General features: G+C 43.2%; 17 protein-coding genes. 7 read left to right on the top strand and 10 right to left on the bottom strand.

Annotated elements, in window-relative coordinates; genetic code table 11:
• Positions 1-20: 20 nt before the first annotated feature.
• The gene (locus tag J5A55_RS10975) at positions 21-1,484 is read right to left on the bottom strand and encodes an alkaline phosphatase family protein (protein ID WP_004381808.1); all 1,464 of its coding nucleotides are present in this window, start codon (positions 1,482-1,484) and stop codon (positions 21-23) included.
• A gap of 102 nt (positions 1,485-1,586) precedes the next feature.
• Here J5A55_RS10975 and J5A55_RS10970 point away from each other — a divergent pair, with 102 nt between their 5' ends.
• Positions 1,587-2,240 carry a response regulator transcription factor gene (locus J5A55_RS10970; RefSeq protein WP_004381809.1) on the top strand — a complete coding sequence of 218 codons (654 nt, stop codon included), beginning with the start codon at positions 1,587-1,589 and terminating at the stop codon, positions 2,238-2,240.
• Positions 2,241-2,245: 5 nt separating this feature from the next.
• On the opposite strand, the gene J5A55_RS10965 is transcribed toward J5A55_RS10970, so the two are convergent.
• From J5A55_RS10965 to J5A55_RS10935, 7 genes are all read right to left on the bottom strand, one after another.
• The gene (locus J5A55_RS10965) at positions 2,246-3,157 is read right to left on the bottom strand and encodes a DMT family transporter (protein ID WP_004381810.1); all 912 of its coding nucleotides are present in this window, start codon (positions 3,155-3,157) and stop codon (positions 2,246-2,248) included.
• A 599-nt stretch (positions 3,158-3,756) separates the two neighbouring features.
• Positions 3,757-6,606 carry a M16 family metallopeptidase gene (locus tag J5A55_RS10960; RefSeq protein ID WP_039851027.1) on the bottom strand — a complete coding sequence of 950 codons (2,850 nt, stop codon included), beginning with the start codon at positions 6,604-6,606 and terminating at the stop codon, positions 3,757-3,759.
• An 8-nt stretch (positions 6,607-6,614) separates the two neighbouring features.
• On the bottom strand, positions 6,615-7,934 hold the full coding sequence (locus J5A55_RS10955; RefSeq protein WP_004381814.1) for a thioredoxin fold domain-containing protein: 1,320 nt from the start codon (positions 7,932-7,934) through the stop codon (positions 6,615-6,617).
• A gap of 39 nt (positions 7,935-7,973) precedes the next feature.
• The gene (locus J5A55_RS10950; RefSeq protein ID WP_004381815.1) at positions 7,974-8,447 is read right to left on the bottom strand and encodes a hypothetical protein; all 474 of its coding nucleotides are present in this window, start codon (positions 8,445-8,447) and stop codon (positions 7,974-7,976) included.
• Between the two features lie 3 nt (positions 8,448-8,450).
• Entirely contained in the window at positions 8,451-9,083 is a 633-nt protein-coding gene (locus J5A55_RS10945) for a fasciclin domain-containing protein (RefSeq protein WP_004381816.1), read from the bottom strand.
• Between the two features lie 35 nt (positions 9,084-9,118).
• Positions 9,119-10,669: a RagB/SusD family nutrient uptake outer membrane protein gene (locus tag J5A55_RS10940; RefSeq protein WP_039850867.1), complete on the bottom strand. Its 1,551-nt coding sequence runs from the start codon at positions 10,667-10,669 to the stop codon at positions 9,119-9,121.
• Between the two features lie 5 nt (positions 10,670-10,674).
• Entirely contained in the window at positions 10,675-14,160 is a 3,486-nt protein-coding gene (locus tag J5A55_RS10935; RefSeq protein ID WP_004381818.1) for a SusC/RagA family TonB-linked outer membrane protein, read from the bottom strand.
• 937 nt (positions 14,161-15,097) lie between these two features.
• Between J5A55_RS10935 and J5A55_RS10930 the strand changes: the two genes are divergently transcribed.
• Positions 15,098-15,925 carry a DUF4595 domain-containing protein gene (locus tag J5A55_RS10930; RefSeq protein ID WP_004381819.1) on the top strand — a complete coding sequence of 276 codons (828 nt, stop codon included), beginning with the start codon at positions 15,098-15,100 and terminating at the stop codon, positions 15,923-15,925.
• Between the two features lie 60 nt (positions 15,926-15,985).
• Complete coding sequence (locus J5A55_RS10925; RefSeq protein ID WP_004381820.1) at positions 15,986-16,159, top strand: hypothetical protein; 174 nt, start codon at positions 15,986-15,988, stop codon at positions 16,157-16,159.
• A 67-nt stretch (positions 16,160-16,226) separates the two neighbouring features.
• Here J5A55_RS10925 and J5A55_RS10920 read toward each other — a convergent pair whose 3' ends face one another.
• Positions 16,227-16,973 (bottom strand): hypothetical protein, encoded by a 747-nt coding sequence (locus tag J5A55_RS10920; RefSeq protein ID WP_004381821.1) that lies wholly within the window; start codon positions 16,971-16,973, stop codon positions 16,227-16,229.
• Positions 16,974-17,191: 218 nt separating this feature from the next.
• Between J5A55_RS10920 and J5A55_RS12520 the strand changes: the two genes are divergently transcribed.
• The 4 genes from J5A55_RS12520 to J5A55_RS10900 all read left to right on the top strand — a co-directional run bounded on the left by J5A55_RS12520 (position 17,192) and on the right by J5A55_RS10900 (position 22,795).
• Positions 17,192-17,335: a hypothetical protein gene (locus tag J5A55_RS12520; protein ID WP_004381822.1), complete on the top strand. Its 144-nt coding sequence runs from the start codon at positions 17,192-17,194 to the stop codon at positions 17,333-17,335.
• A 201-nt stretch (positions 17,336-17,536) separates the two neighbouring features.
• Positions 17,537-17,779 (top strand): hypothetical protein, encoded by a 243-nt coding sequence (locus J5A55_RS10910; RefSeq protein ID WP_004381823.1) that lies wholly within the window; start codon positions 17,537-17,539, stop codon positions 17,777-17,779.
• Positions 17,780-18,024: 245 nt separating this feature from the next.
• Positions 18,025-21,159 carry a SusC/RagA family TonB-linked outer membrane protein gene (locus J5A55_RS10905; protein ID WP_004381824.1) on the top strand — a complete coding sequence of 1,045 codons (3,135 nt, stop codon included), beginning with the start codon at positions 18,025-18,027 and terminating at the stop codon, positions 21,157-21,159.
• A 22-nt stretch (positions 21,160-21,181) separates the two neighbouring features.
• A complete protein-coding gene (locus tag J5A55_RS10900) occupies positions 21,182-22,795 on the top strand; it encodes a RagB/SusD family nutrient uptake outer membrane protein (RefSeq protein ID WP_004381825.1) in 1,614 nt (537 codons plus the stop codon).
• A gap of 205 nt (positions 22,796-23,000) precedes the next feature.
• Here the strand turns inward: J5A55_RS10900 and uvrA are convergent, their stop codons facing one another.
• Positions 23,001-25,829 carry an excinuclease ABC subunit UvrA gene (uvrA, locus tag J5A55_RS10895; protein WP_004381826.1) on the bottom strand — a complete coding sequence of 943 codons (2,829 nt, stop codon included), beginning with the start codon at positions 25,827-25,829 and terminating at the stop codon, positions 23,001-23,003.
• Positions 25,830-25,924: the final 95 nt, after the last annotated feature.

Below are 25,924 nucleotides of genomic sequence, written 5' to 3'. Positions count from 1 at the left end.
CATTAAAAGAAGACGGCTTCTTAATATCGAGCCGTCCCCACACAGCCATTCGGCATTTGTATATGTAACATGGCACAAATGGTCGGTGCGATATCCACGATATGTGCTTCTACATTTGAAGAACCATGCTTTACGTTCCAACCAAAGAGTAGGAAAGGAATGTGCGTATCGTATGGGAAGGGTTGACCATGCTGTGTTCCACGGAACTGGGGAGACTCCGATCCACCAAAGAACTGCGGTCTTGTCACTACTCCAATCTCACCCGAACGACCACGGAAGTAGCCATTCTCCATGCGTCCCTTTATCCATTCAGGCATGGTGACATTGGTTACTTTTTCCTCATCAAACACATATAAGAATTGTGGATCTTGCTTTAGATAATCAATAGAAGCGTCTATCACGTCCTGTTTCTTTAGACCAGCTGCATTGATAGTAGAGTCGTTTAAGAACAATTGATAGTTATCTTCTCCCATCACAGGAGCTATGCCGAACTTCTGCTGCAAGTGGTCGTTTAAACTCTTAACTGTCTCCTTGTAGTTCCAAGCACCAGCCGGTATGCGATGCTCCCGCATATAGTTGTAGTTATGAGCAGCACCATGGTCAGCTGTCAAGAAAAGCAAGTAGTTGTCCCTACCAACCTCCTTGTCAAGCATGTTAAGGAACTCTGCTAAATCCTTATCAAGCTGCATGTAGACTGCGTGATTCTCTTTTCCACGAGTAGAGAACTTATGTCCGATGATGTCAGTTGGCGATATACTCACAGTGAGCATATCGGTTTCCTTGCCCTTACCTAACCGCTCATTTCGCACTACAGCCGCCGCCATCTTGAAAGTCATCGTTACACCTTCTGGGGTGCTTTTAATGTCGAAGTTCGGTGCAGTATGGTTCTCCTTGTTGAAGTCCTCCACCCACTTTGGTAGACTATTCATATAGAAGCTCGATGTGACGAAGTGCCCTGCCGAGGTGTCCCACCAGTATGCTCCGTCAGCTGCGTGACCTGCTGGAAGGATGGAAGCGCGGTCTTTCAATGCCACTCCTATTACTTTCGAGCGGAAGTCAGTAGCAATTTGTAACTCATCACCGATGGTAGATGCCAACATACGATGCGGACTCATCTGTCCCTCTTTACTATCAGAACCAACGCTCTTCACCGATGGGTCAGCACAACAATAGACACTCTTATCATCCTGATAGAAGTAGTTTCCGGCGATACCAGTGATAGCTGGAACCGAACCCGTATATATAGAACTGTGTCCGATAGCCGTTACTGTGGGGGCATAGTTTATATGAGTATTCTCAAAGGAGAAGCCCTCGTTGAGTAGTCGGCGTAGACCACCAGTGCCGTATTCATTATAATAATAGTAGAGGTAATCCCACCTCATTTGGTCGACAACAAGCCCTACCACCAACTTAGGTCGTTGAATCTGTGCATTCGAAGAGACCGCTATGAGCAGTCCAACCATTAGTGTAATGAGTTTCTTCATGTTAGGTTATATGCTTAATGATGATGCAAACTTACGATAAAATTTTCGATTAATCAACTTTTTTATATACTTTTGTACGCTTGCAATTGATAATCAATTCGTATGGAGAAAACAAAGAATATCATTGTTGCGGATAATCAAGATATAACGCGCGTAGGCATGCTTTACATCCTTGCTGACATGCAACTGAAATCGATCTCATCGGTTGAGACGAAGGCAGAACTTATGTTTCTGTTAAGGCAAAAGCCTGAATCTATTGTCATACTGGACTATACGTTGTTTGATATCAACAGCTCTTCTGACTTGCTAATCATTGCTCAACGTTATCCGAAATCGTATTTCATCTTATGGAGCGAAGACCTTAGTGTGGACTTCATACGTAACTTGGTGAACACAGAGAGTCGGATAAGTGTACTCTTAAAGGATACTAAACTATCAGAGATAAAGCAGTGTATTGAATATAATCTGCACGGTAATCACTATCTCTGCCAACATGCCGCTAACATGCTCTTAGCACCTGTTGCAATACCAGAAAAGGAGAGAGTCCGATTGACGAAGACGGAGATTGAAGTGCTAAAGGATATTGCTTTGGGAATGAAAACACGTGAGATTGCGGAAAAGCGGATATCCTCTTTCCATACAGTAAACACTCACAGAAAGAATATCTTTCGCAAGATTGGGGTCAACAATGCCCACGAAGCCACTCGTTACGCTATACGTACAGGACTGGTGGATGCGGCAGAGTATTATATTTAAACAGTCTAACTCTTATTGATGATATAGATTCCCAGTGCCGCAAGAAAGCCTGCCACCACATATTTTATATAGAAGGTCTCATGCAGACATAGGCATGAGGTGACAGCACCAACGACAGGGATTAGCGAGTTATAGATGGCTACCTTGCCCACAGGGTTGCATGTGAGTAGTTTGTTATAAAGCGTAAATCCCAACGTACTAATTGCTATTAAGAGTAAGAGATAAAGCCCACCTAAGACAGAGACGTTCGGTAAGGTTGCCCCCATGAGTAGCCCCGGTATGACCAATAAAGTGCCACCTAAAGCCAGACTATAGCCTGTCCCGACAAAAACATCGACTCTTTTTCCCAATCCCCGAATTATCAATGAGGCTGAAGCACCACATAGGGCGTTGAGGATAATCATGCCATCTCCCAGCCAAGTAAAGCTCCCGCTCTCGGCACCTCCTATGTTTAACGATAAGATACCAGCGAAACCAACAACGCAACCAACAATCTTCTTAATGGTCATGTGGTCACTTTTGAAGAAGATACAAGCGAAGATAACGACAGAGAAAACGCTTAACGAGTTGAGAATGGCAGCCCTTGAGCCTTCACTATGGGATAATCCAAAGTAGAAGAAAGCGTAATGTAAAGTTGTATTCAACAAACAGAACACGAGGATATACCACCAGTCTGCAGACTTCCTAACCGCAAAGTTGCGTTGCTTTCCACCAGCTATTGCCAAAATGATAAGCCCCGATAAGCAGAAGCGAATCCCTGCAAAGAGCATCTTCGAACCTGTCATATCGGGCGTAATAGCGAACTCCTGCATCCCTAACTTTATCAGTGGATAGGCCCAGCCCCACGCTATTGCAGCTGTTAAAGCGAATATTGTCACCCATAAGGGACGCTGAAATATACTGGTTTTATTTGTCATCTCTTACCTTAAATATTGTCTATTACACGTTACGTGAATCTCTTTTCGCCTGCAAAGGTACGTAATTTTTTATGAGAAGTGATTAATGGAAGCTAACAAGAAGAGGCTTTCTTCATTTCCAACTACAACTAACCTCGTGTCGAAGCAACGCCACAGCGTAGGACAGACGTCCTCGTCTGAAAACCCTACCCAGCCTCCCCCAAGGGGAGGAGAGCCAAACGGGAGCGAGTCGGGATGGTTCTTTCTATCCAAAAAGATGCCTCAAAGTAGGGACAGACGCCCTCGTCTGTCCTCCTTTCCATCCATCAGTAACACTCCATTAGGCAACATCCCTTCCCTAAAGAGGAGTGTGGGGAGGCTTTTATTGCTTGCGTTCTGGCGGACAGACGAGGGCGTCTGTCCCTACAGGTTTGTATCTTTTCCATTTAAGGAGGGCGTTTCTTTGTATCAAAGAGAGGCTCTCTTCATGGCAAGGAGACGCCCTCTTCAAAGTGAAAAGGGCGTCTCTTCACATCGAAGAAACGCCCTCTTTGTTAGCAGATGGTACTATTCACTCCCCTCTCCATTCGGAGAGGGGGCGGGGGTGAGGCTTTTTCTCCCTACTTAAACGTGCGCTTCCCCTCGTGAGTAACAGGCTTGACGATGATCTCACGTTGCTTAGCTTGTGTGAGAATCTTCGTTGCGACCTGTGCAATATCTTGTTCCGTGAGGGTCTTGAAGACAGGTTCTGAACTATAGCTATCCGATGGTGACAACTCCTCACCAGTCTCTGCATAGACATTCAGAAGTCCCATCCACAATGATGGATCAGCTGTGTTCTGCTGTGCATTAGCATCTTCCTCCTGTACAGCTAATGGTACCATCGCTGCCTTGAAATCGTCAGCACTAATGCGACCAGCCTTCACATCCTCAATAAACTGATATACTAACGTGAGGACACGATCGATATGCTCCGCTGCAGTAGAGAGGTGAATACTTAAGTTCTCACTTGCTTCTGGCTGCGAATTATAAGTACTTTGCACACCAATCGTATAAGTGAGATGCTCCTTCTCACGCAACACATCGAAGTAACGACGCTCCAACAACGCACGCAACACCTCTAGTGAAGCCTGCTCACGATCGCTTAGTTTCTGTTTATTCGAGTATGAGATTTCAATTTCAGCCATGCCTCCGTCGGTCTCAGTCTCAAAGGTATGCTTGATGACAGGGGCACTCGCTGCAAAATCAAGTGGTGTCACTGACGTTACAGCTGGCTTACCCGAACCCTTGAGCGAAGCGATATATCGTGTGATTAACTCCCTTGCTTTCGCCTCTGGAATATCGCCCATCAGACAATAAGTAAAGCCTGATGCATCGCCTAAATGCTTTTGGAACTGCTCTGTGAGTTGGTCATATTGCATTGAATGGAAGAACTTTTCATCCTGAAGAGGGTTCAACGCGCTCACTGGATAGAGCAACTGACGGATAGAATCCTGCACTGCCTCCATACCACTCAATGGTCGGTTGTCATAGAGATAAACGCTGCGTTGGATGTACTTATCGAATGCTGCCTTTGAAAAGTTCTGTTTCGACAGAACGAGATGGAGGTATCCGAAGAAGTCATCAGCGTTTGCAACAGCTGCAGAACCACCTATTCCGTCACTGTAATCCTCGAGTGACAGGGATAGATTCAGGTCTTTCCCTTGTAGCCATTGGGCAAGTTGATTGCGGTTATAGTTATATACTCCCGACTGCATTAAGAGCGAGCGCATAGCCGTATAGTTGGCTAGCTCTGTTGCAGGAACAACCGATTTGCCACCGATGGAAGAGCCTGCAAAGAAGAAACGACCCTTTGCTTCAGGTACATACTTATAGATGACTCGTGCGCCATTACTTAGTTTCCATACCTTCGATTGGAGCTTCTTTAATGTCGTCTCACTGGTTATCTTCCCTGGAACGAGATTATAATCAATGAGGTTCGTGATGGGTTTCACGTTAGCAGCCTGCGCCAAATCGTTGTTGGAAGAGGCATTTTTTAGAGCAGTATTAAACTCGTCTTCGGTGATATTCATCTCTTCCTTCGACTTTGAATAAGTAACGAAAGCAAGGTTCTTATCATCGAGTAAGGTCTTCAACCACGCATTGATATCGCTCACCTCAAGCTCTACTAAGGTCTCAAGGTTGCGGCTAATCTGTGAACGGAAGTCTTTCACAGGAATACCATAGAGGTAGTTTTGGCGGAAGAGCATTAAGGCGTTATCAGGAGTTCCTAATCCCTTTGCCTCCAAGACATCCTTCATTCCGTTGTACATCGCCTCTTTCTCGGCATTAAACTCCGCCTCGGTAAAGCCCTTGTCACGAAGGTTAGCACGCACGGCAAGCAACTGCTGCAAAGCAGCTTGCGCCTCCCCCTGATACGGAACCATGTCCCATGCCATTTGCGAATAGTCTCTCACCAATGGAGAAAGGCTCAAGTCGGCAGCAATAAACTTCTCTTTATCCGCATTCTTCAGCATTGCGAACCGCTTAGGAGCAAGTGTATTGAAGAACTTAGTGAAGATGAATTGACGGGTGCGAGCCTCTTCCTGTGCATTACCTGGCGTCTCATAGCGTTGGTAAAGACCGAAGGAAGCACTCTTATTCTCGGGGTCGATGAATCGAAGATAGAGTGGCTTGTCATTCACGGGGATGTTCCGAACCTGTGTATCAACGGTTGGTGCGAGCTTATTCGGTAATGTTTTGAAGATTGACTGAATCTTTGCTTCTGTCTTATCAAGGTCGACATCGCCTATAACAGCTATGAATTGGAGGTTAGGGCGATACCACTTATCATAGAAAGCCTTTACCTGCTTCTGCTGAAAAGACTGTAAGAAATCAAGCGAACCAATAACATTGTGCGTTGCATAACCCGACTGGTTGTAAACGACAGGAGCAATGGCATCGGTCAAACGGCGGTTCACGCCAGCACGATGTCGCCACTCTTCAAGGATGATACCACGCTCCTTCTCCACATCTTGTGGTGTGATTTTAATGCCATGGCACCAGTCACGAAGAATCCACAATACCTTGTCATTGAGTTCGTCGTTAGTACTTGGTACGTTGTGAATAGCATATCTCGTATCATCAACCCCCGTAAAGGCTTCGAAGTCATTGAGGTTATTCTTGCGCAGAAAAGACATCACTCCTGTAGGGAAATGATCGGTTGTGTTGAAGGCTAAATGCTCCAAGACGTGTGCCAAACCCATCTCATCTTTATTCTCCATGATGGCTCCCACGTTTTGATAAAGATAATATTGAGCATCGCTACTTGCCGACCCGTCATTATATATATAATAGGTGAGACCATTCGATAAGGTGCCCTTTCGCAAGCCTTTCATCTGTGCATGAGCAGGCGAAGAGACCCCAAACAGAAAGCTCACGAGTAGGCACATAGCCATGCTCGTGAGGTTCTTTATGATGTTTCTAAACATATACATTCTTATTTTTCAAGTAGTTCGAGGGTAGAGAGCTTATGCTTAATTGCACTTTGCAACATCGCTTGTGGCATCTCCATATTCTGTAGTGTGAGGGTCTCTGCAAAGGCTTGGTTGTAATACTCGCGAGCCTTCGCATAGTTCTTCAACTCACGATATGAGTCGCCAATCATTACCATGTAATTGACGCGATCCATAACTGCATTCTCCTTTTCGAGGGCTTTCTCTGACCACTGAATAGCTACTTCATGGTGCTTAGGTTTCAACACCTTGCCTGCAGCCATGTATAGATTCTGGGCAGCCTTACCATAGTCAGCAGCCTGTATATTGCTCTTCATCTTGTCGAAGTAAGTCTGCATAGCCTTAATGTAACCATCAACATCCTTATTCTTATATAGGTTGAAGAGGGCATCATTATAGAGTTTTGTCTTCTCATAAGGCGTGATTTCAGTTAGACCAATTACACTGTAAGCCTTTGCATACTTGCCTTTTACATTCTCAACATAGTCCTTGTACTTAGCATTACCATCCTTTGCTAAGTCTTCAGCAAAGCCATCATTCGCCTCAACGATATAGTAGGCAGGAGCCTTACCAACCGCTTTTGTCCAATCGTCGAGATGGTCATTGATGAGGTCAACTATGTATTGCTTGTGTTCCTTATCATCGTCTCCCTCAAGTGCAAGAATAATCTTGTAATCATTCTCATTGATAAGTTTTAAAGGTGCTTTAGCGGTGATGTAGTTCTTATACAACTTCTGCAAACGGGTAACCCATTTGTCGGCTTCCATTCCTTCTTGCGCTTGTAAGAAGGAAGGAGCTTTGAGAAGGAGTTGCTGCTGGACGTCAAGATCATTGTTATCAGCCTTATATTTCTCATAAAGAGCTTCAAAGCTAATACTCTGACCAGCGGCTATCTTCGCTGCTTCCAATAGCTCATCTTTATTCATCGCACCCGTATTCACCGATATTGCCTTCCCATCAGGTGAGATGAAAGCAACCGTTGGGTAAGCAACGACCTTATAGCTTTTTGCGATGTTGACATTGTCTCCCTTCTCTGCATCCAGCTGTATGCTAACGAAGTGTTCATTGAAGAACTTGCCCACTTCCTCTTGTGTGAATACAGTCTTAGCCATCTTCTTACAAGGTACACACCACACTGCATAAAAGTCGACAAAGAGCACTTTATTCTCTTGTTTAGCCTTTACAAGAGCATCATTGAAGGTTCCTTGAAAGAACTGAATACCCGTTGTTCCCTCTTGCGCAAAGCTTTGGAGGGTGAAAGCAATGAGTGTAACGAGCACTAAGAAATATCTTTTTATTCTCATAATATGTGCTATTTTAAATAATAAAACATTGATTTACGATTAGTAAATAGGTAACTCATCATCTGTCACAACGACCTTGAAGATGTCTTTCAACAATGCCTCGTGATCCTCGTTATAGACCTTCAAGGTGAGAAGATAATGTCCGTTGGTCAACTGTTGAGTTGCTTTTAAAGAGACAATGACCTTTCCGCCCACGACAGATATCTCTCCTTCTTTATATAATTTCATAAAGAGTTCGCCTGCTGCAGGCGTATCTGCCTTCACACTGGCCAGTTCGAAGTTAACAGGATTGGTACCTGCTACACCCTGAATACTCGTTGATACGAAGGGTTGTTGCTCTATATATCGATCAGAGGTAGGGTCGATATTATGGAAAACATTGATGGAGTCTGGTGCAAAAGAAGCCCCCGCAGTACGGAGATAACCCACTTTCATCTTGCTGCATGACATCATTAAGCCCACAGCAAGTAAGGTTAGACAAACTAACGCTATACTATTTTTTATTCTTCTCATACCTTAAAAGTCAGTTAAACTAAAGTTATAATCAAGTGAATGAACCACTCCTGTTTGTGTTTCTATATTACAAGAAGCAACGTGAGAGGTCTTGGTTGTGGTGGATGAAACCAAATAGATCTGTAAAGGACCAGCGTTTGGTACACCATCGTAAGACTCCCGGAAGGTATAAATCCATAGTTTCTCACCTGATGCCATAGTAAATGTTTCACCGCCTTTACCTATTGGGTTAGAGGCATCAGAAGACTTAGTACCAGTCTTGAAGTCGTCTAACATGATATGTTTATGCGGTAAGAGGCAATTCAAGATAAACTTCTTACAGTCGCTAACAGGTATCTCTGATACGTTTGTCATACCATTCTTATAGAGGTAACGACGAATGCTATGATTCGTTGGACCAAAGAAGGTGAAGTCCTTACCATACTGACTTGTACCTTGGAAGAGGCTTACGAGCTGTGCACGTTCAGCCATTTCGCATAACATACTCCAGTTGTAAGAATCGGTTTTGAAGTAGTCCCACATGCTTGTCTCATGTTTGCCGTTAGCAAGACCAGTATCATCAAAATTATAATCGGTGCAACTTGACATCATTCCTAACGTCAAGCAGAGTACCACAATATATATTATCTTTTTCATTATTCAACCTTTTTAGGGTTCGTAATAGAACCTATTTACTTATAAGCCTGCCAATAGGGTTTCTGTCTCAACTTGTTGTTTATGATGTGACCATCCTTATCTTGCCATGAATCAGCAGGTAATGGCAAGAAGAGAGCACCACCTTGTATATCTTGATTGGTCAATAGTTTGAACTTACCATTGAGTTCTTCTTTGACATAACCATTGCGTATGATGTCAGCATAACGAGCATCATTCTCACCTATAAACTCTTTCTCTCTTTCAAGGAAGATAGCCTTCTTCAAGCCTTCAGTATCATAGGTTGAAGGATAGAGAAGAGCACCGGCACGAGCACGAATAACGTTCAGATCGGCAATAGCATGCGCATCGTCACCCAACTTCTGATAGCATTCTGCACGCAAGAGATATAAGTCTGCCAAACGCCAATAGACGTAGTCTGCATCAATGGTACGGTAGCTGTAACCACTTGGCGAGAACTGGTCAGGATCCATGATAGCCTTGCGGAACTTGTACATAATGGCATATTCTTGTCCATCAACCTCATGGCTTGTACCCCAATCATAGAAGAATGCGTGCAAACGCTTGTCTGTTGCATCAGGGAAGAGAGCCTCAACAGTTGACTTATAAAGCTGACATGGCGTCTCTGATGGTAGGTCGGCTAAGGTCTGATCGCTCCTCACTGGCCAACTAACAAAGTTACGTGCTATCTCATTAGGAGAGGCTACATTCTCTGAACGCGTCTTATCGAAATAGAGGCTAAAGATGGCTTCTGGGTTCGGACTCTTCTCATTGGAAAGATACTGGCAAAGCTCCTCTGGCGTGCTACACAACCGATAGACTCCATCCTTACCAGCTATGACATCGGAAGCATACTTGATAGCATTCTGATAGTCAGCCTGTGCATCGTTATTTAGATGATAAAGCCCTGTTATGCTCCCTCTCCATGCATAGATTTGCGCTAACAAGGTTGCAGCAGTACCTTTAGAGGCTGTCTGACGCTCGGTGATAGCCACTCCGTTAATGTCTTTCAACTTATCCCATGTTGGCAAAAGGTCTAATGCTTTCTTCGCATGATCAATCGCTGCATTGAGAACATCAGCTTGTGAAGACTGGTCATAAGCCTTAATAACAGACGAGTTCTCTGTAATGATGGCATCACCATAACGCTGTGCTAAAAGGAAATAAGCCAATCCCAATGCAAATTCAGCTTGTCCCTTGTGATAGTTTGCACGCTCTTCTGGGAGGTCCTTTGTACGATGGATATTATCTAACAATAGGTTTGATTCAAAGATAAGATCGTACAATCCCTTCCAAGAATAGTCGCTTGAAAGAACCGTCCGAGGGTTCCATTCGCGCAACTGAGTGTTCGACTGCACATTATCAGCTAAGACTCCAGCCATTGACAAGACGAAGTTACTGCCAATAGTTGTGTTGATGTAATATTGAATGGAGGTCGTTGTCGCTTTCAACTCCTTCTCTTTGTTGAAAGAGTTTACGTATGTCATACTATTCTCCGGCTCGATATTGAGGTTACATGAAGAGAGTAGCGAGCATGCAAGAACAGACCCAAATATGATTTTTCGCATTGTCTTTAGAATTTTAAATTAATGCCTAAAGTAACCTTTCTGTTCAATGGATATTCACGTCCATCGTCCTTTCCTGTATAAGGATCGATTACTTCTGGATCTACTCCAGAATAGTTAGTTAAGAGGAAGAGGTTCTCTCCGCTAAGGTAGAGATTAGCCTCTTTTATAAAGGTCTTCTTCAACCAGTTCTGTGGGAACTTATACCCCAGTACAAGTTGCTTAAGGCGTAAGAAGCTGATAGTCTCTATGTTTGAATCAACGTTACCATCAAATTGTCCGATGTAATCCTTATCTGCGAACTCCAAAGAAGGATATTTCGCATTACGGTTGTTGGTGGTCCAGAAGTCGTGAATATTAAACTTATTCATGACAACCCCAAACTCCTTTGTGAAGCTAAAGGCACTGTTCTTGACCATGTTCATTACCTTGCGACCAAGGGTGTAACTGAAGAGTAAGTCGAGACTAAAGCCGTTCCACTCTAAGTGACTATTGATACCACCATAAGCAGCAGGGAGTGTGCTACCAGCATAATAGAGGTCTTTATCATCGATAACACCATCATAGTTCTGGTCTTTAATCTTTCTTCCACCTACACGCAAAGGGTTATTTGCTGATTGGAAATACAATGGCATCAACTTACCCGTGGCGTTACGATACATTGGAATATCCTCTTCACGCTGTACAATTCCCTCATCCTTGTAAGTATAAATACCATAGACTGGACGCCCAAGAACCTTATCGTTCAAATCTTCTCCATTATAGGTTTTACGCAACATATTGCGGTTGTGTGAGAGATTGAAGCCCACTGTCCAGTTCCACTTCTTATTGCGGATGACATCATAAGAGGCTTCAAACTCAATTCCCTCATTAGAGATTGCAGAGGCATTATCCCACATGCGTGATGCGAGGAAAACGTTACCAGGGAGGTAAGACTGCATCAAGAGTTTGCTAGAATACTTATAATAATAATCGAGCTTGAGCTTCAAACGATAGTCTAACATCTGAAGATCGAGACCAAGGTCATACTGATCACTCTCTTCCCAAGTCAATTTTGGATTCGCCATGTCTTGTGGTATCAATCCGAGAGAACCGTTATAGACATTACTTTCTGACATAATTCCTAAGGCTAAGTAAGGCTCTTGGAACTTCTGTCCGGACTTACCCCATGAGGCACGAATCTTACCAAAGCTCAACCACCAAAGCTTCTTCATAAAGCGTTCCTCACTGAATGCCCAGCCTAGACCTACCGATGGGAATGTACCCCAACGAACGTCCTTTCCGAACACACTTGACCCATCGGAACGAATGGACAATTCCGCCATGTAACGTTTCTTATAGCTATAGGCTGCACGCCCCAAGAAGCTCATCATGGCTTGTTCCTGTTTATCAGTTCTGAAACTCTGAGCGGCTCTTATCGTTCCATTATCATTGAAGAGTGAAGGCCATCCTTCGCCTGCATACTTAATAGAATTGGTTGGACCACCCTTTGCAGTACCATTCAAGTTCTGCAAGAGTTCGTAGTTATAGGTCATACCTGCCATCAACTCCAACTTTTGATCATGTGGGAGAAGGAGATTATAAGTCAATATATTCTCTGTCTGAATATTGGACATTGCAATGTTTGCAGCCTGTATCGCCGACTTGAGGTCATAGGTCAGATAGTCTGGCGTAAAGCTGTAGACACGTGTGAAATAATGGTCGAGAGAATAAGTTGAAGAGAACTTCAGGTTCTTAAGAATATTGTAATTGAAACCTAAACTCAATCGAACATTATAGTTAGAGTTTTGTTTATCAATATCCCGTAACTGCCTTAATGCCACACGCTCTGCCGTACTTCCCTTACCTGGCAACAATGTGGAAGTGCGCTTCGGATCGAAGGTCAATCCTTGAGCACGACCCGCATCGGAGCCTGCCTGTTGGGTTGCATAAGAGAGATTAATACGTGTGAAGGCACTCAACTTGGTGGAGAGATTGAAGTCAAGATTACTCAATAAGCTATAACGACGGAAGTTGGAACTAATCATGATACCTGTTTCGTCATAGACACCACCATTCACCATATAACGGAGGTTATCGGTTCCACCTGCCAACTGAAGGTCGGCTTTGGTCACACGACCTAAACGGAAAGCATATTTCCACCAGTTTGTTCTATTATTATAAAAGGTGTTCAATGAGTCTTGAGCTATAGCTGGTAAACTGCGATCGCTATTGAGCACCTGACCATTGCGCCATAAGTAGTCATACGAACCATCGTATTCCGCATCCCAACCATAGGAGTCTTTGTAAGATCCCGGATTAATCAGTCGGTCGGTTGTATAGTCATAATGAGACGTACGTTGGTTCTTTGCCAACATCAAAGCAATATCGCGCTCACCCTTACCAAGCGTCTGTAATGGTGTGCGTGGTAACCAAGAAAGCGACTGAGAAACATTCACGCTTACCTCTGTACGCCCTGACTTTCCTTTCTTTGTAGTAATCAGAATCACACCATTACCAGCACGCGAACCATAGAGAGAAGCCGAAGCTGCATCCTTCAATACCTGTACTGACTCGATACTTGAGGGGTCGAGGGCTGACAAAGGATTGATACCACCCGTATTTGCATTACCTGTACTATTGACAGGAACACCATCGATAACGAATAACGGACTACCATCATTCACTCCTTGCTGATTCAAAGAACTAAAGCCACGAATCGTAATTCGAGAGCCACCACCGCCTGGCGAACCGGAAAGGTTGGTAACATCAACACCCGCCATACGACCTTGCAAAAGATTCTCAAGGCTGGCTGTCGGAGCTTTCTGCAAGTCTTCCACCTTCACAGAGGTTATCGCACCCACTTGCTCACGTGTGTTTCGCTTACCATAAGCAACCACTGTCACCTCGCCCATCGTATAAGCCGAAGAAGGCAAAACAACATTCATTGGCTTACCAGCGTGATACTTCAAGTTCTTACTCTCATATCCCACACTGGAGAAGCTAATCATGCCCTCTTCCTTTTCTACAGGCATTGAGAAATTGCCATCAATATCGGCAATAACGCCCTGCGACGTTCCTTTAATCTGCACGGTGGCGAATGGAATCCCCGCACCATCCTTGTCTTTCACTGTTCCACTCAATGTGAACTGACCCTGAGTGGCGTTCTTCATCTTAAAGACATTGATGTCCTTCTCACTCACATTATAAGTGAAAGGAGTGTGGGAAAGCAGACTTTGAACGGCTCCCAACTCATCGACCTCATCAAAAGAGATGGTCAATAGCAATGAATCGTTCCGTACATCATCCGTGTAATTAATCTTATAATCGCCCTTCGTAGCGATAAAGTCTAAGATTTCCGCTACCCCTTTATCCTTGAAAGAAATAGAGAACTTCTTGCCAACCACCTGTGAGAAGGCTGGAGAAGTCCACGAAATCATCAAGAAGAAGGTAGCAAGGAATAGCACAGAAGGCAATTTCTTCCGTATTCCTGACATGTGTTGGTGATACTTCATTGAATCGTTTTATTGTTTTACTAAATTATGATATCTAAATCAGGCAAGGTCGAATACTTTACTTCAATATAAAATAATAACTCCAGTCCGCCTACTTATCATCGTTAGAGAATACCCATTAGAAAGATTCCAAAACAAATGACCTGCAAATATAAACATATATTTTCACTTATCAAGTAAATGTATGCAGTTTTTTTTCATTTATAACCTTATATATGAAAGGAAAGAACAAGCTGAAACAATAATTATAAATGATTAGAGAGGAGGTAGAGACTATCAAAATGATAATTTATATCCCATAGAATTGAATAAAACTTATTTCTCTTATGTGAAATATACTTTACAATCCATTTTCTCATTATAGACTTACTTTAAGACAAATATGACGTGAAATTAAGAAGAATACTACCTTTTTAGAAAAAAGTACTATCGTTTTAGTGAAAAGGTACTATCGTTTTGGTGAAAAAGTACTATCGTTTTTGGCAAAAAGTACCTCCGTTTTAAACAGAAAGTACCTACTTTTTATATAAAAATAAGCTTATTTTGACAGAATTTGCACACAATTCTCTATCGGAAGATAGCCCCATTACGCACAACTCATTATCTATCAATCTCTTACAGCAACCGTCTTTTCTTTCTCCATAATTCGTGTATTTACAGAGAAGGGCACAGCTTGCTGAAAAAAACGCCAAAATGAGTACTCCAATTAGCAGTATTTTATTACAAAACAGCTTATATCATTTCTATATTTCACCTATGATTTGTCGGTCATACCAGCACCTGAAAAATAAGAAATAATCCCGTTTAATAGCTTCATTATCCTTTGATTCCGTCTCAACCATTATAAACTAATCTCATCCTCAAGCATAAGAACTTCAATTATTTTCAGTATCTTTGCAAACTAATAAACAATGATAGTAACATAAAAGACTAATTAATGAAGAAATCAATTCGCTTAGTTCTCTTTGTAATAACATTAGGTTGCAGTGCGTTAATCTCTTGCGGAAATGACAATAAGACCATAGAACCAGATAAACCGACTACTCCAACGGAGGTAAATCCTCTGAATGTATTTACAGGAGGGGTGCCACTTAGTTATGGTGAATATAATATTCTCAAGAATGTCAAGGGGCAGGTTTCAGCCATTCAAGCTAATAATGGTGATGAGAAAATCACCTTTGAATATATGGAATCGACGTCTAACAATGCTAATACACCTAATGTCGTTATGACGTTGGAGAGTAAGGATGAGAAACTTGTTCTTAATCTCTTCCTTAATAAGGAAGGCTTTGTAAAACATTGCGACGAAACCGAATATCATCGAGATGATTTATCACAAAAAGAAACATGGGACTTCACCTATAACAATAATGGGCAACTGCTTTCGATGTTCCGTTCGGAAGGAAACGAAAGAACAACGATCAAATATGAGGCGGGGAACATTGTGTCTACAACAGAGAAGGCTGTCAATGGAACCCGAAATAAGACTCACAAGGTTTATTATACTTCGCAGTCTGTCCCATCACCTATCGTAAACAAGGGGTGCATTATGCTGTTTGACACCACATTGGGGATCGATATGGACGAGATGCAATATGCTTATTTCGCAGGCTTATTAGGTAAAGCAACGAAACATCTACCTGTTCGATTAGTCGGTAACGAAGGGGAGGAAGAGAGTTTCGCATGGCATTTGAAAGCCTCTGGTTATCCTACTTCCATGGTTAGAAGTCATGCTCCTAACTGGACAAATACATTTACTTGGTAGACAGAGAAGAGCTTTCTGGGGCATTACCTATGGACATAGAACAAGGAAAAGGTTGCCAGCATGTATAAAGTCATAACCTTCTTTTTATTATTCTTCACTTCTACTCTATATGCGCAAGAGCCTATCTTGGTTAGTGCATATATAGTAGACCGATATCCAGCACAGGTACTGAAAGTTGCAGGAGACTATAAAAAGAAGCGTTACTTCTTTATTCGATCTATCACTGGGAAGTAAGATTAATAGGGAAGCCATAGAGTGTTTACTGATAAAAGGATGTGCCACAGATAAGTAATAATTATCCTTATCTGACGAAAGAATCATAATTTCCACCACGAAGTAACATTGGGAAGTGTCGTCGATAAGAGTAAAGAGGATAGCAGTCAGCCTCATCCGAAGCTGTAAAATCATACTGATGAGTGGCTTGATATTGTGCAGTTGAATTGTGTTCTCCTACATACAAGTTCATTAAACAGGGCTGACCAAAAGACATTGCGATGAGTATATTGTAATAGTACTTATACCCTTGTCCTGCCATATAGCTTAATTCTAATCCTTCTTCTCCTGCTCTTAAATCTTCAAAACCGAACGAGTCTTCACACTCAGTGTTACGGATAACGTTAGCATATACCCATCTCTTCCCTTTGTATTCAATGATAAGTAGGCGGTCAGTATAGACTGGATCTGTGTTACTATCAGCACCTGCTATCATGGTGACTGGTGACAATATCGCAGCAGACATCCCCTGGAATGTAGCTTCCAAACACTTCACATAAAAGTTAGAAATCGTAAAACCTCTCCATTGATAATAGCCCTTGTAGTGTTTGGAGGCGGAGATTCTTAGTTGTATGGTGTCATTTTGAAAGGTCATAAGATGCTGAATAGGTTTATTCAAATAATTAGCAACGGTGTCAGCAGTCATATCATAACCATCTTCATCTAATGTATTATGTGACACTCCATTACTAATTGCAATCGTATCGGGCTGGAATACTAATGCCAGGCAGTTACTTGTTAGCATCAAAAGGAACATTAATAGCTTATATTTCATCTCTATTTGACATTTAGGGTACCACTATCTATGCGCCAAAGATATAAAAAAACAGATAAAACAAGCACTCGCTCCTCTTTTTCTCACTGATATATTCCAAAAGATATAGGAATTAGTAACACACGAAAGGAGGATGTTATTAATATTTTACACAAATGTATAATCTTTGCAAAGGGCAATTCTGATTGTCCAATTGGAACTTAACATAATAGGAAATAATGAATAAGAAAATTTATTTTGCAGGTTCTATCCGCGGTGGTAGAGTGGATGCTGCGACCTATCAGCGCATTATCAATTATATAAAACGAACGGATGTTGTACTGACTGAGCATATCGGCAATAACGATCTGGGTGTGAAATAATAAGACGAAGACGGAGATATCGGCTATGCTGAATGGTAACGCTTACTTCAAAATGATTCCTTACGAAAAAGAGGCAGATATCTATTCCGCTCTTGATGGAATTTTGAAGTAGGGACAGAAGGCTCTGCTTATAATTCACAATTCATAATTCACAATTCAAAATTGTGGTTAGGTAGAGTGGACGAATATACGAGTGGACAAGTGAACAAGTTATTAATTCTTTTGGTAAAGGTACCACAAAGTAGGGACAGATGCCCTCGTCTGTCCGCCCATTTACCCCGATTAGTTAACAAGCAGACATCTGTTTATCGGACAGATGAAGGTATCTGTCCCTACTGGTTTGTATCTTTTCCATCTAAGGAGGGCGTTCCTTTGTATCAAAGAGAGGCTTTCTTCATGGCAAGGAAACGCCCCCGTTATAATGAAGGAAGTACCACAAAGTAGGATCAGGCTGAACATCTGTTCTACTTCTGGGTACTATATACAACTGAACAAATAACTTGTTTACCCGTCAACTTATCCTCTCATCCACTCGAAGTAATCATCATTTTGAATTGTGAACTTTGTCTTTTGAATTAGACCTAATAGTCTTCTCTATTCCTTCTAATCGAAAAATAATTCTACAAAAGTATTGCGGGAATGAAAGAAAAGACCTATATTTGTACACGAAACCTAAATCATGAATAATTATGTCTAATTTTATGAAAATTGATAAAAGGCGTAAGAAGCACTCTACACTGACAGCTGGTAGTGTTGCTCTCTCATTCGTTGTTGGTTTGATGACATACTCACCTTCAACCGTTTCTGCAGCTGTTAATAGTAATACAAGCGTGCAACAGCAGAAGCAAAGTATCACTGGTGTTGTGAAAGACGCAAGTGGGTCACCTATCATTGGTGCTTCCGTATTGGTCAACGGCACCCCCGTTGCTGTTACCGATATGGATGGTCGCTTCTCTGCATCGGTACCTCCTGGCACGGAACTAAAGATCAGTTACGTGGGTTATGCTACCCAGCACGTCACGATCCGAAGTGGAGTTAGCAACTACACTGTGACCTTGCAGGACGATAACCAAGCCTTGAACGAGGTTGTGGTGGTAGGTTATGGTACGCAGAAGAAGGCTAACCTCTCTGGTTCTGTTGCTCAGCTTGATGGTAAGACACTTGAGAATCGACCGATCCCGAATGTCTCTTCTGGTCTGCAAGGTCTCTTGCCAGGTATCACCGTGACGGGTTCTGATGGTGCACCGGGGCTCGACAATGGAACAATCCTTGTGCGTGGTGTGGGAACACTGAACTCTGCTACACCTTACATCCTCATTGATGGAGTAGAAGCTGGTACTTTGAACTCGCTTGATCCAGATGATATTGCGAGTATCTCTGTACTTAAAGATGCCTCTTCGGCAGCCATCTATGGTTCAAAGGCATCGAATGGTGTTATCCTCGTGACGACCAAACGTGGACAACATGGTGCTCCGAAGGTTACTTACTCTGGCTACTTCGGTATGCAGAAAGCAACTGCTCTGATGGAAAGGATGAACTCGGCGGATGCTGCCTACTACTATAATAAAGCATTGGAACGCAGTGGGAAGGCTCCACGATTCAGCGAGGACGCCATCAAGAAGTTCCGTGATGGTTCGGATCCGTACAACTATCCGAACACAGACTGGTATGACCTTGCTTTTAAGACGGCTTGGCAAAACCGCCATAACGTGAGTGTTACGGGTGGTAATGAGTATGTGAAGTACTTGGCTTCGGCTGGTTATCTCAAGCAAAGTAGTATCTTGCCCAATGCAGGACGTGAGCAGTTCAATGCTCGAACCAACCTTGACATGGTGCTCTCAAAGCGTGTTACAGCTCATCTGAACCTCTCTTACATCCAGAATAACTATCGTGATGCAAGTAGTGCATACGCTGGTGGAAGTAGTGATCAGATTATTCGTCAACTCAATATCATCGCTCCTTGGATTCCTTATAAGAATGAGGATGGTAGCTACGGAACGGTATCGGATGGTAATCCAATTGCTTGGCTGGAGTCGGGAATGACGGTGAAACGTAACAACCGAAACTTCACGGGAGTATTAGGAATTGATTATCAGATCTGCAACGACTTGAAGTTGACCCTTCAAGGAGCGTATGTTGATAATTCTCAACGATACTCTTATTTCCAGAAGTTCATACAGTATAACCCTAATAAGGCATCGGAGCCTAACAAGTTGGAGATCGCTCATTACGATTGGCACCGCACCAACTTTGATGCTTTCTTGAACTATGATAAGTCGTTCCAAAAGCATAACTTCAAGGCAATGTTGGGTTGGCACACGGAGAGATTCAAGTATCTTCCTGACTGGATGTACCGTAAGAACTTCCCAAATAACGACCTCACTGATTTGAATGCGGGTGATGCTTCTACACAGCAGAACGCAGGTAACACTCGTGAACTGACGATGGTGTCTTATTTCGGACGCTTTAATTACGACTTCGCAGGGCGTTATCTCTTTGAAGCTAACTTCCGTTCGGATGCTTCTTCACGCTTTGCCAAAGGTCATCGTTGGGGTTTCTTCCCTTCATTCTCTGCAGCGTGGCGCATTTCAGAAGAGCCTTTCATGGTTAGTACGAAGTCATGGTTGAACAACTTGAAGGTGCGTGCTTCATGGGGACAGTTGGGTAATCAGGATGCGTTAAACGACTATTATCCATGGTTGAATACTTACAACTTGGATGCGTCTTATCCGTTTGGTGGACAGCTAACACCAGGTTATTACCAAGGAAGTTACCATCTTGAAACCATCTCATGGGAGAAGTCTACAACATGGGGGATCGGTGTTGACTTCACATTGTTTGGTGGTTTAACAGGTTCATTCGACTATTATAACCGCAAGACAACAGGTATCATCATGAATGTATCAGCACCTGCAGAGTTTGCTCTCGGTGCTTATAAGGATAATATCGGTTCGCTTCGCAATGAAGGAGTTGAGCTTTCTCTTGCTTATACAAAACAGTTCGGTAAGGACTGGACTATCAATGCTGGCGTTAACTTCGCATATAATAAGAACAAGATACTGGACCTCGGTGAAGGTGTTGAATACATAACTGACAGTAAAGATCAGCAAAAGAATGGCTATCGCCGAACGGCAGTTGGGCAGCAATACAATAGCTATTATATGTACAAGGCAACCGGTAAGTTCTTTAACTCGCAACAAGAGGCTGACGACTACACAGCGAAGTATGGCAATCCTTTCGGGCGTAAGTTCATGGCGGGCGACTTGATCTATGAGGATACAAACAAGGATGGTAAGCTTGATTCAAGAGACCGTGTTTATACGAAGCATACGGATATCCCAGCCATTACTTATAGCTTTAATATCGGTGCAACGTGGCGTAATATAGACCTATCAATGGTTTGGCAGGGTGTAGGATCAGTCTCTCACATCTATAATAGAGAGGTTCTTGGAGAGTTCTCAGGTGATGCCAGCCATCCTTCTACTCTATGGAAAGACTCGTGGACAGAGGATAACCACAATGCGAAACTACCGCGTGTTTTTGAGACAGGTAATAGTCCAAGCGACATGACAAGAGCCATGTCTACCTTCTGGTTATGGAACACTTCTTACCTAAGACTTAAGACTTTGCAGTTGGGTTACACGCTTCCTAAGAGTGCTCTGAAGGCTCTCAAGGTAGAGAAGATACGTATCTACTACGCTGGAGAAAACCTCCTCACCTTCGATCATCTACCATTTAATATTGATCCAGAGGTAACCAGTGAGCGCGGATCAAGCTATCCTTTGCTACGTTCTCACTCACTTGGTGTTAACATAACATTCTAACCATAAATACGAGATATACGTTATGAAAAATATAAAAACATATCTATTAGCAGGAGTGACAGCCCTTACGTTGTCTTCTTGTAATGACTTCCTAAGCACCTTACCAAAGGATGCGATGTCCCCTTCCACTACATGGAAAACAAGGCAAGATGCGGAGAAGTTCATCGTTGGATGCTATGATGGTTGGGAAAGCGGAGCGGCTTTGCTCTATTGGGATGCAGGTTCTGACTTTGCTTACAACAACTTCCCTTGGGAGGGATTCACCAACATTGGCAATGGTTCTCTGTCCCCTTCTGATCCCGGATGGTCATTCTATAACTTCGTTATCATTGGTCGTTGCAACACCGTTTTGGATAATATTGATAAGTGCAACATTAGTGATGAAGCTATAAAGAAAGACCTTATTGCACAGGTGAAAGCCATTCGTGCTTATAGTTACTTCCGTATGGGATTCCTTTATGGAGGCGTTCCTATCGTGAAGAAGTTTACGAGTGCGAAGGAGGCGCAAGTGCCTCGTAATACCGAACAGGAGGTGAAGGACTATGTCTTCAAAGACTTGGAAGAGGCTATTGCGGACATCAATGCTACACCAACTTCACGTGGTCACATTGCTAAGGGAGCTGCTTTAGCTATCAAGATGCGTGCTGCTCTCTATTGGGGCGAGTACCAGAAAGCCAAGGAGGCAGCGCAAGCTATCATTGACTTAGGGCAATATCAGCTTGAAAGCAATTATGCAGATCTGTTCAAGTTAACGGGTCGGAACTCAAATGAAATTATCCTTGCAGTACAGCATAAGTCGGGTACTTACCCATTAAGTACCATCGGTCAGTTGTATAACAATGGTGATGGAGGTTGGTCGTCAGTAGTTCCTACCCAGAAGTGTGTGGATAACTATGAGATGAGTAATGGATTGACGATTGATGAGGCAGGCTCCGGTTATGATGCAGCACATCCTTTCCATGGTCGTGACCCACGTATGGCAATGACGATTCTGTTCCCCGGTTCTGACTGGGATGGCGGAGTCTTCAATACTCTGGATGAGAACTTGAATGGCAAGAAGAACCCTAATTACCCTTCAAATGCCGCTAACTCATCTAAGACAGCACTCACTTGGCGTAAGTATTTAGACCCGAAAGACCAATATGCAGACGTGTGGGATACGGAATGTAACCCAATTGTTTTCCGTTATGCAGAGGTACTTTTGACATGGGCTGAGGCTGAGAACGAGTTGAACGGACCATCGGCAGCTGTCTACGCAAAGATTAATATGGTAAGACATCGTGCTGGAATGCCTGACGTAGACCAGTCTAAGTATAACACAAAGGAGACCCTTCGTGAACTCATTCATCGTGAGCGTGGAGCAGAGTTTGCAGGTGAAGGACTTCGTCGTGCAGATATCTTGCGATGGAAGAAAGATGGGAAGATGTTAGCAGAAAACGTTTTGAATGGTGAATTGGTTCGAATCACTGGTACGGTAAACAATGCTGTTACTGATCCAACCATGCGTGCCATAGTGAATGGAACACGTAAGATTGAGGATCGAACATTCAAACCATACAATCGTTATCTGCCTATTCCTCAAAAGAACATATCGGATAATCCGAAACTAGAACAAAACCCGGGTTACGCAAAGTAAGATCATTTACTTATATATTAAGGCGGTTAGTAGATTTTGTCTAGGCATCATGCGTAACGATGCCTAGACTTTTTAGTTCTGGTAATGATGCTCGTTTACTTTGCCTATTGCGGTAATCTGTTACGCTTATTGTCGTACTTTGCTTTGGCAATAGTGCTAATTTGCGACATTAACAGTATTAGTTTAATCCGGAAAATACGATAGGTTATTTCAGAATCTTTGCTAAGAAAGGGGCTGTGTGGCTCTCTTTATTCTTGGCAACTACCTCTGGAAGACCTGCTGCAAGGAGCCTTCCACCATTGCGACCACCCTCTGGTCCCATGTCAATGATGTAGTCGGCGAGCTTGATAACATCGAGGTTATGTTCAATGATGAGTACTGTATTGCCCCGATCCACCAGCTTCTCAAGGACGTCCATAAGGATGCGGATATCCTCAAAATGCAGTCCCGTAGTTGGTTCGTCGAGGATGAATAGCGTTTTACCCGTATCCCTCTTCGATAGTTCAGTAGCCAGTTTGACACGCTGACTCTCGCCTCCCGATAGCGTTGTTGAGCTTTGTCCGAGTTTGATATAACCCAATCCAACGTCCTGCAAAGCCTTTATCTTTGGTAAAATCTGCGGTACATTCTCGAAGAACTCCACGGCCATGTTGACCGTCATATCTAGTACATCTGCAATCGACTTACCCTTAAATCGTACCTCAAGAGTCTCCCGATTGTAACGCTTACCATGGCATATCTCACATGGAACCATTACATCCGGAAGGAAGTTCATCTCGATAGTCTTGTATCCATTACCACCACATGCTTCACATCGTCCACCCCTTACGTTGAAGGAGAAACGCCCTGGTTTGTAGCCTCGAATCTTAGCTTCTGGGAGGTTGACAAACAACTGTCGGATGTCAGAGAATACTCCCGTATAGGTTGCGGGGTTGCTACGTGGGGTGCGCCCGATAGGACTTTGGTCCACATTCACCACCTTATCTATATTGTCAATGCCCTCTATTTTCTTGTAAGGCATGGGTCGTTTCAATGAGCGATAGAAGTGTTGTGAGAGGATAGGTTGCAATGTTTCGTTGATAAGTGTACTCTTTCCAGAGCCAGAAACACCTGTTACAACAATCAATTCACCTAGTGGGAAAGTTACGTCAACACCCTTTAGATTATTGCCAGTGCAGCCTATCAACTTGATAGACTTCCCATTTCCTTTGCGTCTTTCAGTGGGTATCTCTATCTTACGTTCACCATTGAGATACTGTGCCGTGAGCGTGTGCTTCTTGAGCATATCTGCCGGTTTACCTTGGAAGACGACCTCTCCTCCTTTTCGTCCAGCCTTTGGACCGATGTCAACAATCCAATCGGCAGCACGCATCATGTCCTCATCATGTTCCACAACAATCACCGTGTTACCCATGTCGCGCAGCTCTTTTAGGGAATTGATAAGTCGCTCGTTGTCACGTTGATGCAGTCCGATAGAAGGTTCATCGAGGATATAAAGCACGTTGACAAGCTGCGATCCAATCTGAGTGGCTAGTCTGATACGTTGGCTTTCTCCGCCTGATAGCGTTGCACTTTGTCTATTGAGAGCCAAGTAATCAAGTCCCACTTCCAATAGAAAGTTAATGCGTTTGCGTATCTCCTTCACAATCTCTGTGGCTATAACTCGCTGTTTTTCCGTCATGTGTTCCTCGACATGATCAATCCAATCCATCAGTTCGCTGATATCCATGTTGGCAAGTTCAGCGATGTTCTTATCCCATATCTTATAGGATAAAGCCTCCCGATTGAGACGCTGCCCATGGCATTCTGGGCAAGTAACCTCGGCTATGAACTGGTCAGCCCACTTCTTCCCGGCAGCCGAATCATCACTTTCCATGATTGTGCGGAGGTATTTGATGATACCATCAAAGGATATGAAGTAATCCGAAGAGGTGTGAACAAGTTCCTTGGCAATCTTTAGTTTCTCCAAAGAACCATATAGAATCTCATCCATGCACTCCTTGGGAATGTCTTTAACGGGTGTTTTTAAGGTACAATCATACTTCTTCAATAGGGCTTCAATCTGCCAGAATATCATCTGATTCTTATACTTCCCTAATGGTACGATAGCCCCTTCATAGATATTCAAAGCGTCATCAGGGATCACTTTCTTTAGGTCGATTTCATCAATTACACCCAATCCTTTGCAATGCGGACAAGCCCCTTCTGGGGAATTGAAAGAGAAGATGTTGGGGGCAGGATCTTTATATGCAATACCCGTAACAGGGTCCATGAGACGTTTAGAGAAATATTTTGCTGCACTCGTCTCATTATCCAGTATCATAATCAAACCATCGCCTTGTTTCATCGCAGTAGCGATAGTTTTCGATAGACGTTCACGTTGGGTGGCATCTTCCGTGTCGCTGAGTTTCATCTTATCAATGACCACTTCGATGTTATGGTTCTTGTATCTATCCACCTTCATACCGCGTGTGAGTTCCTCAATTTCACCATCTATACGGATGTAAAGATAGCCCTTTCGTCGCATTTGCTCAAATAGTTCGCGATAGTGACCCTTACGGTTTCGAACCAAAGGAGCCAATATGTAGATCTTACGTTCACGATAGTCAGCCATGATCATATCGACTACCTTCTCCTCAGTGTACTTCACCATCTTCTCCCCACTCATATATGAGAAGGCCTCACCAGCACGTGCGTAAAGCAAGCGAAGATAGTCATATATCTCCGTCGTAGTGCCCACTGTGGAGCGAGGATTCTTATTCGTCGTCTTCTGTTCGATAGAGATTACAGGCGAGAGTCCCGTTATCTTGTCCACATCTGGGCGCTCCATATTACCGAGGAAGTTGCGAGCATAGGCGGAGAAGGTCTCTATGTATCTTCGTTGACCCTCTGCGAAGATGGTATCAAAGGCTAGAGAACTCTTCCCCGAACCCGATAGTCCAGTGAAGACAGTGAGTGAGTTGCGTGGAATAGTTATGTCTATGTTCTTCAAGTTGTGTACTCTTGCACCGAAGACTTCTATCTTTTCGTTCATATCTGTTTGTTGCTTATAAAATATATAATGGTGAGTTAGGAATGAAAAATTCGGAGTTAGGAATTATCCTAATGATAAATTATGAATGAGGAGTT

It is taken from the genome of Prevotella veroralis, from assembly GCF_018127765.1.
GTDB lineage: Bacteria > Bacteroidota > Bacteroidia > Bacteroidales > Bacteroidaceae > Prevotella > Prevotella veroralis.
This window is presented reverse-complemented; position numbering and strand designations above follow the sequence as displayed.

What these genes read in the sequence shown, in the direction of transcription:
- J5A55_RS10975 (WP_004381808.1), bottom strand. Translation starts at nt 1,484, where the DNA reads ATGAAGAAACTCATTACACTAATGGTTGGACTGCTCATAGCGGTCTCT.
- J5A55_RS10970 (WP_004381809.1), top strand. Translation starts at nt 1,587, where the DNA reads ATGGAGAAAACAAAGAATATCATTGTTGCGGATAATCAAGATATAACG.
- J5A55_RS10965 (WP_004381810.1), bottom strand. Translation starts at nt 3,157, where the DNA reads ATGACAAATAAAACCAGTATATTTCAGCGTCCCTTATGGGTGACAATA.
- J5A55_RS10960 (WP_039851027.1), bottom strand. Translation starts at nt 6,606, where the DNA reads ATGTTTAGAAACATCATAAAGAACCTCACGAGCATGGCTATGTGCCTA.
- J5A55_RS10955 (WP_004381814.1), bottom strand. Translation starts at nt 7,934, where the DNA reads ATGAGAATAAAAAGATATTTCTTAGTGCTCGTTACACTCATTGCTTTC.
- J5A55_RS10950 (WP_004381815.1), bottom strand. Translation starts at nt 8,447, where the DNA reads ATGAGAAGAATAAAAAATAGTATAGCGTTAGTTTGTCTAACCTTACTT.
- J5A55_RS10945 (WP_004381816.1), bottom strand. Translation starts at nt 9,083, where the DNA reads ATGAAAAAGATAATATATATTGTGGTACTCTGCTTGACGTTAGGAATG.
- J5A55_RS10940 (WP_039850867.1), bottom strand. Translation starts at nt 10,669, where the DNA reads ATGCGAAAAATCATATTTGGGTCTGTTCTTGCATGCTCGCTACTCTCT.
- J5A55_RS10935 (WP_004381818.1), bottom strand. Translation starts at nt 14,160, where the DNA reads ATGAAGTATCACCAACACATGTCAGGAATACGGAAGAAATTGCCTTCT.
- J5A55_RS10930 (WP_004381819.1), top strand. Translation starts at nt 15,098, where the DNA reads ATGAAGAAATCAATTCGCTTAGTTCTCTTTGTAATAACATTAGGTTGC.
- J5A55_RS10925 (WP_004381820.1), top strand. Translation starts at nt 15,986, where the DNA reads ATGTATAAAGTCATAACCTTCTTTTTATTATTCTTCACTTCTACTCTA.
- J5A55_RS10920 (WP_004381821.1), bottom strand. Translation starts at nt 16,973, where the DNA reads ATGAAATATAAGCTATTAATGTTCCTTTTGATGCTAACAAGTAACTGC.
- J5A55_RS12520 (WP_004381822.1), top strand. Translation starts at nt 17,192, where the DNA reads ATGAATAAGAAAATTTATTTTGCAGGTTCTATCCGCGGTGGTAGAGTG.
- J5A55_RS10905 (WP_004381824.1), top strand. Translation starts at nt 18,025, where the DNA reads ATGTCTAATTTTATGAAAATTGATAAAAGGCGTAAGAAGCACTCTACA.
- J5A55_RS10900 (WP_004381825.1), top strand. Translation starts at nt 21,182, where the DNA reads ATGAAAAATATAAAAACATATCTATTAGCAGGAGTGACAGCCCTTACG.
- uvrA (WP_004381826.1), bottom strand. Translation starts at nt 25,829, where the DNA reads ATGAACGAAAAGATAGAAGTCTTCGGTGCAAGAGTACACAACTTGAAG.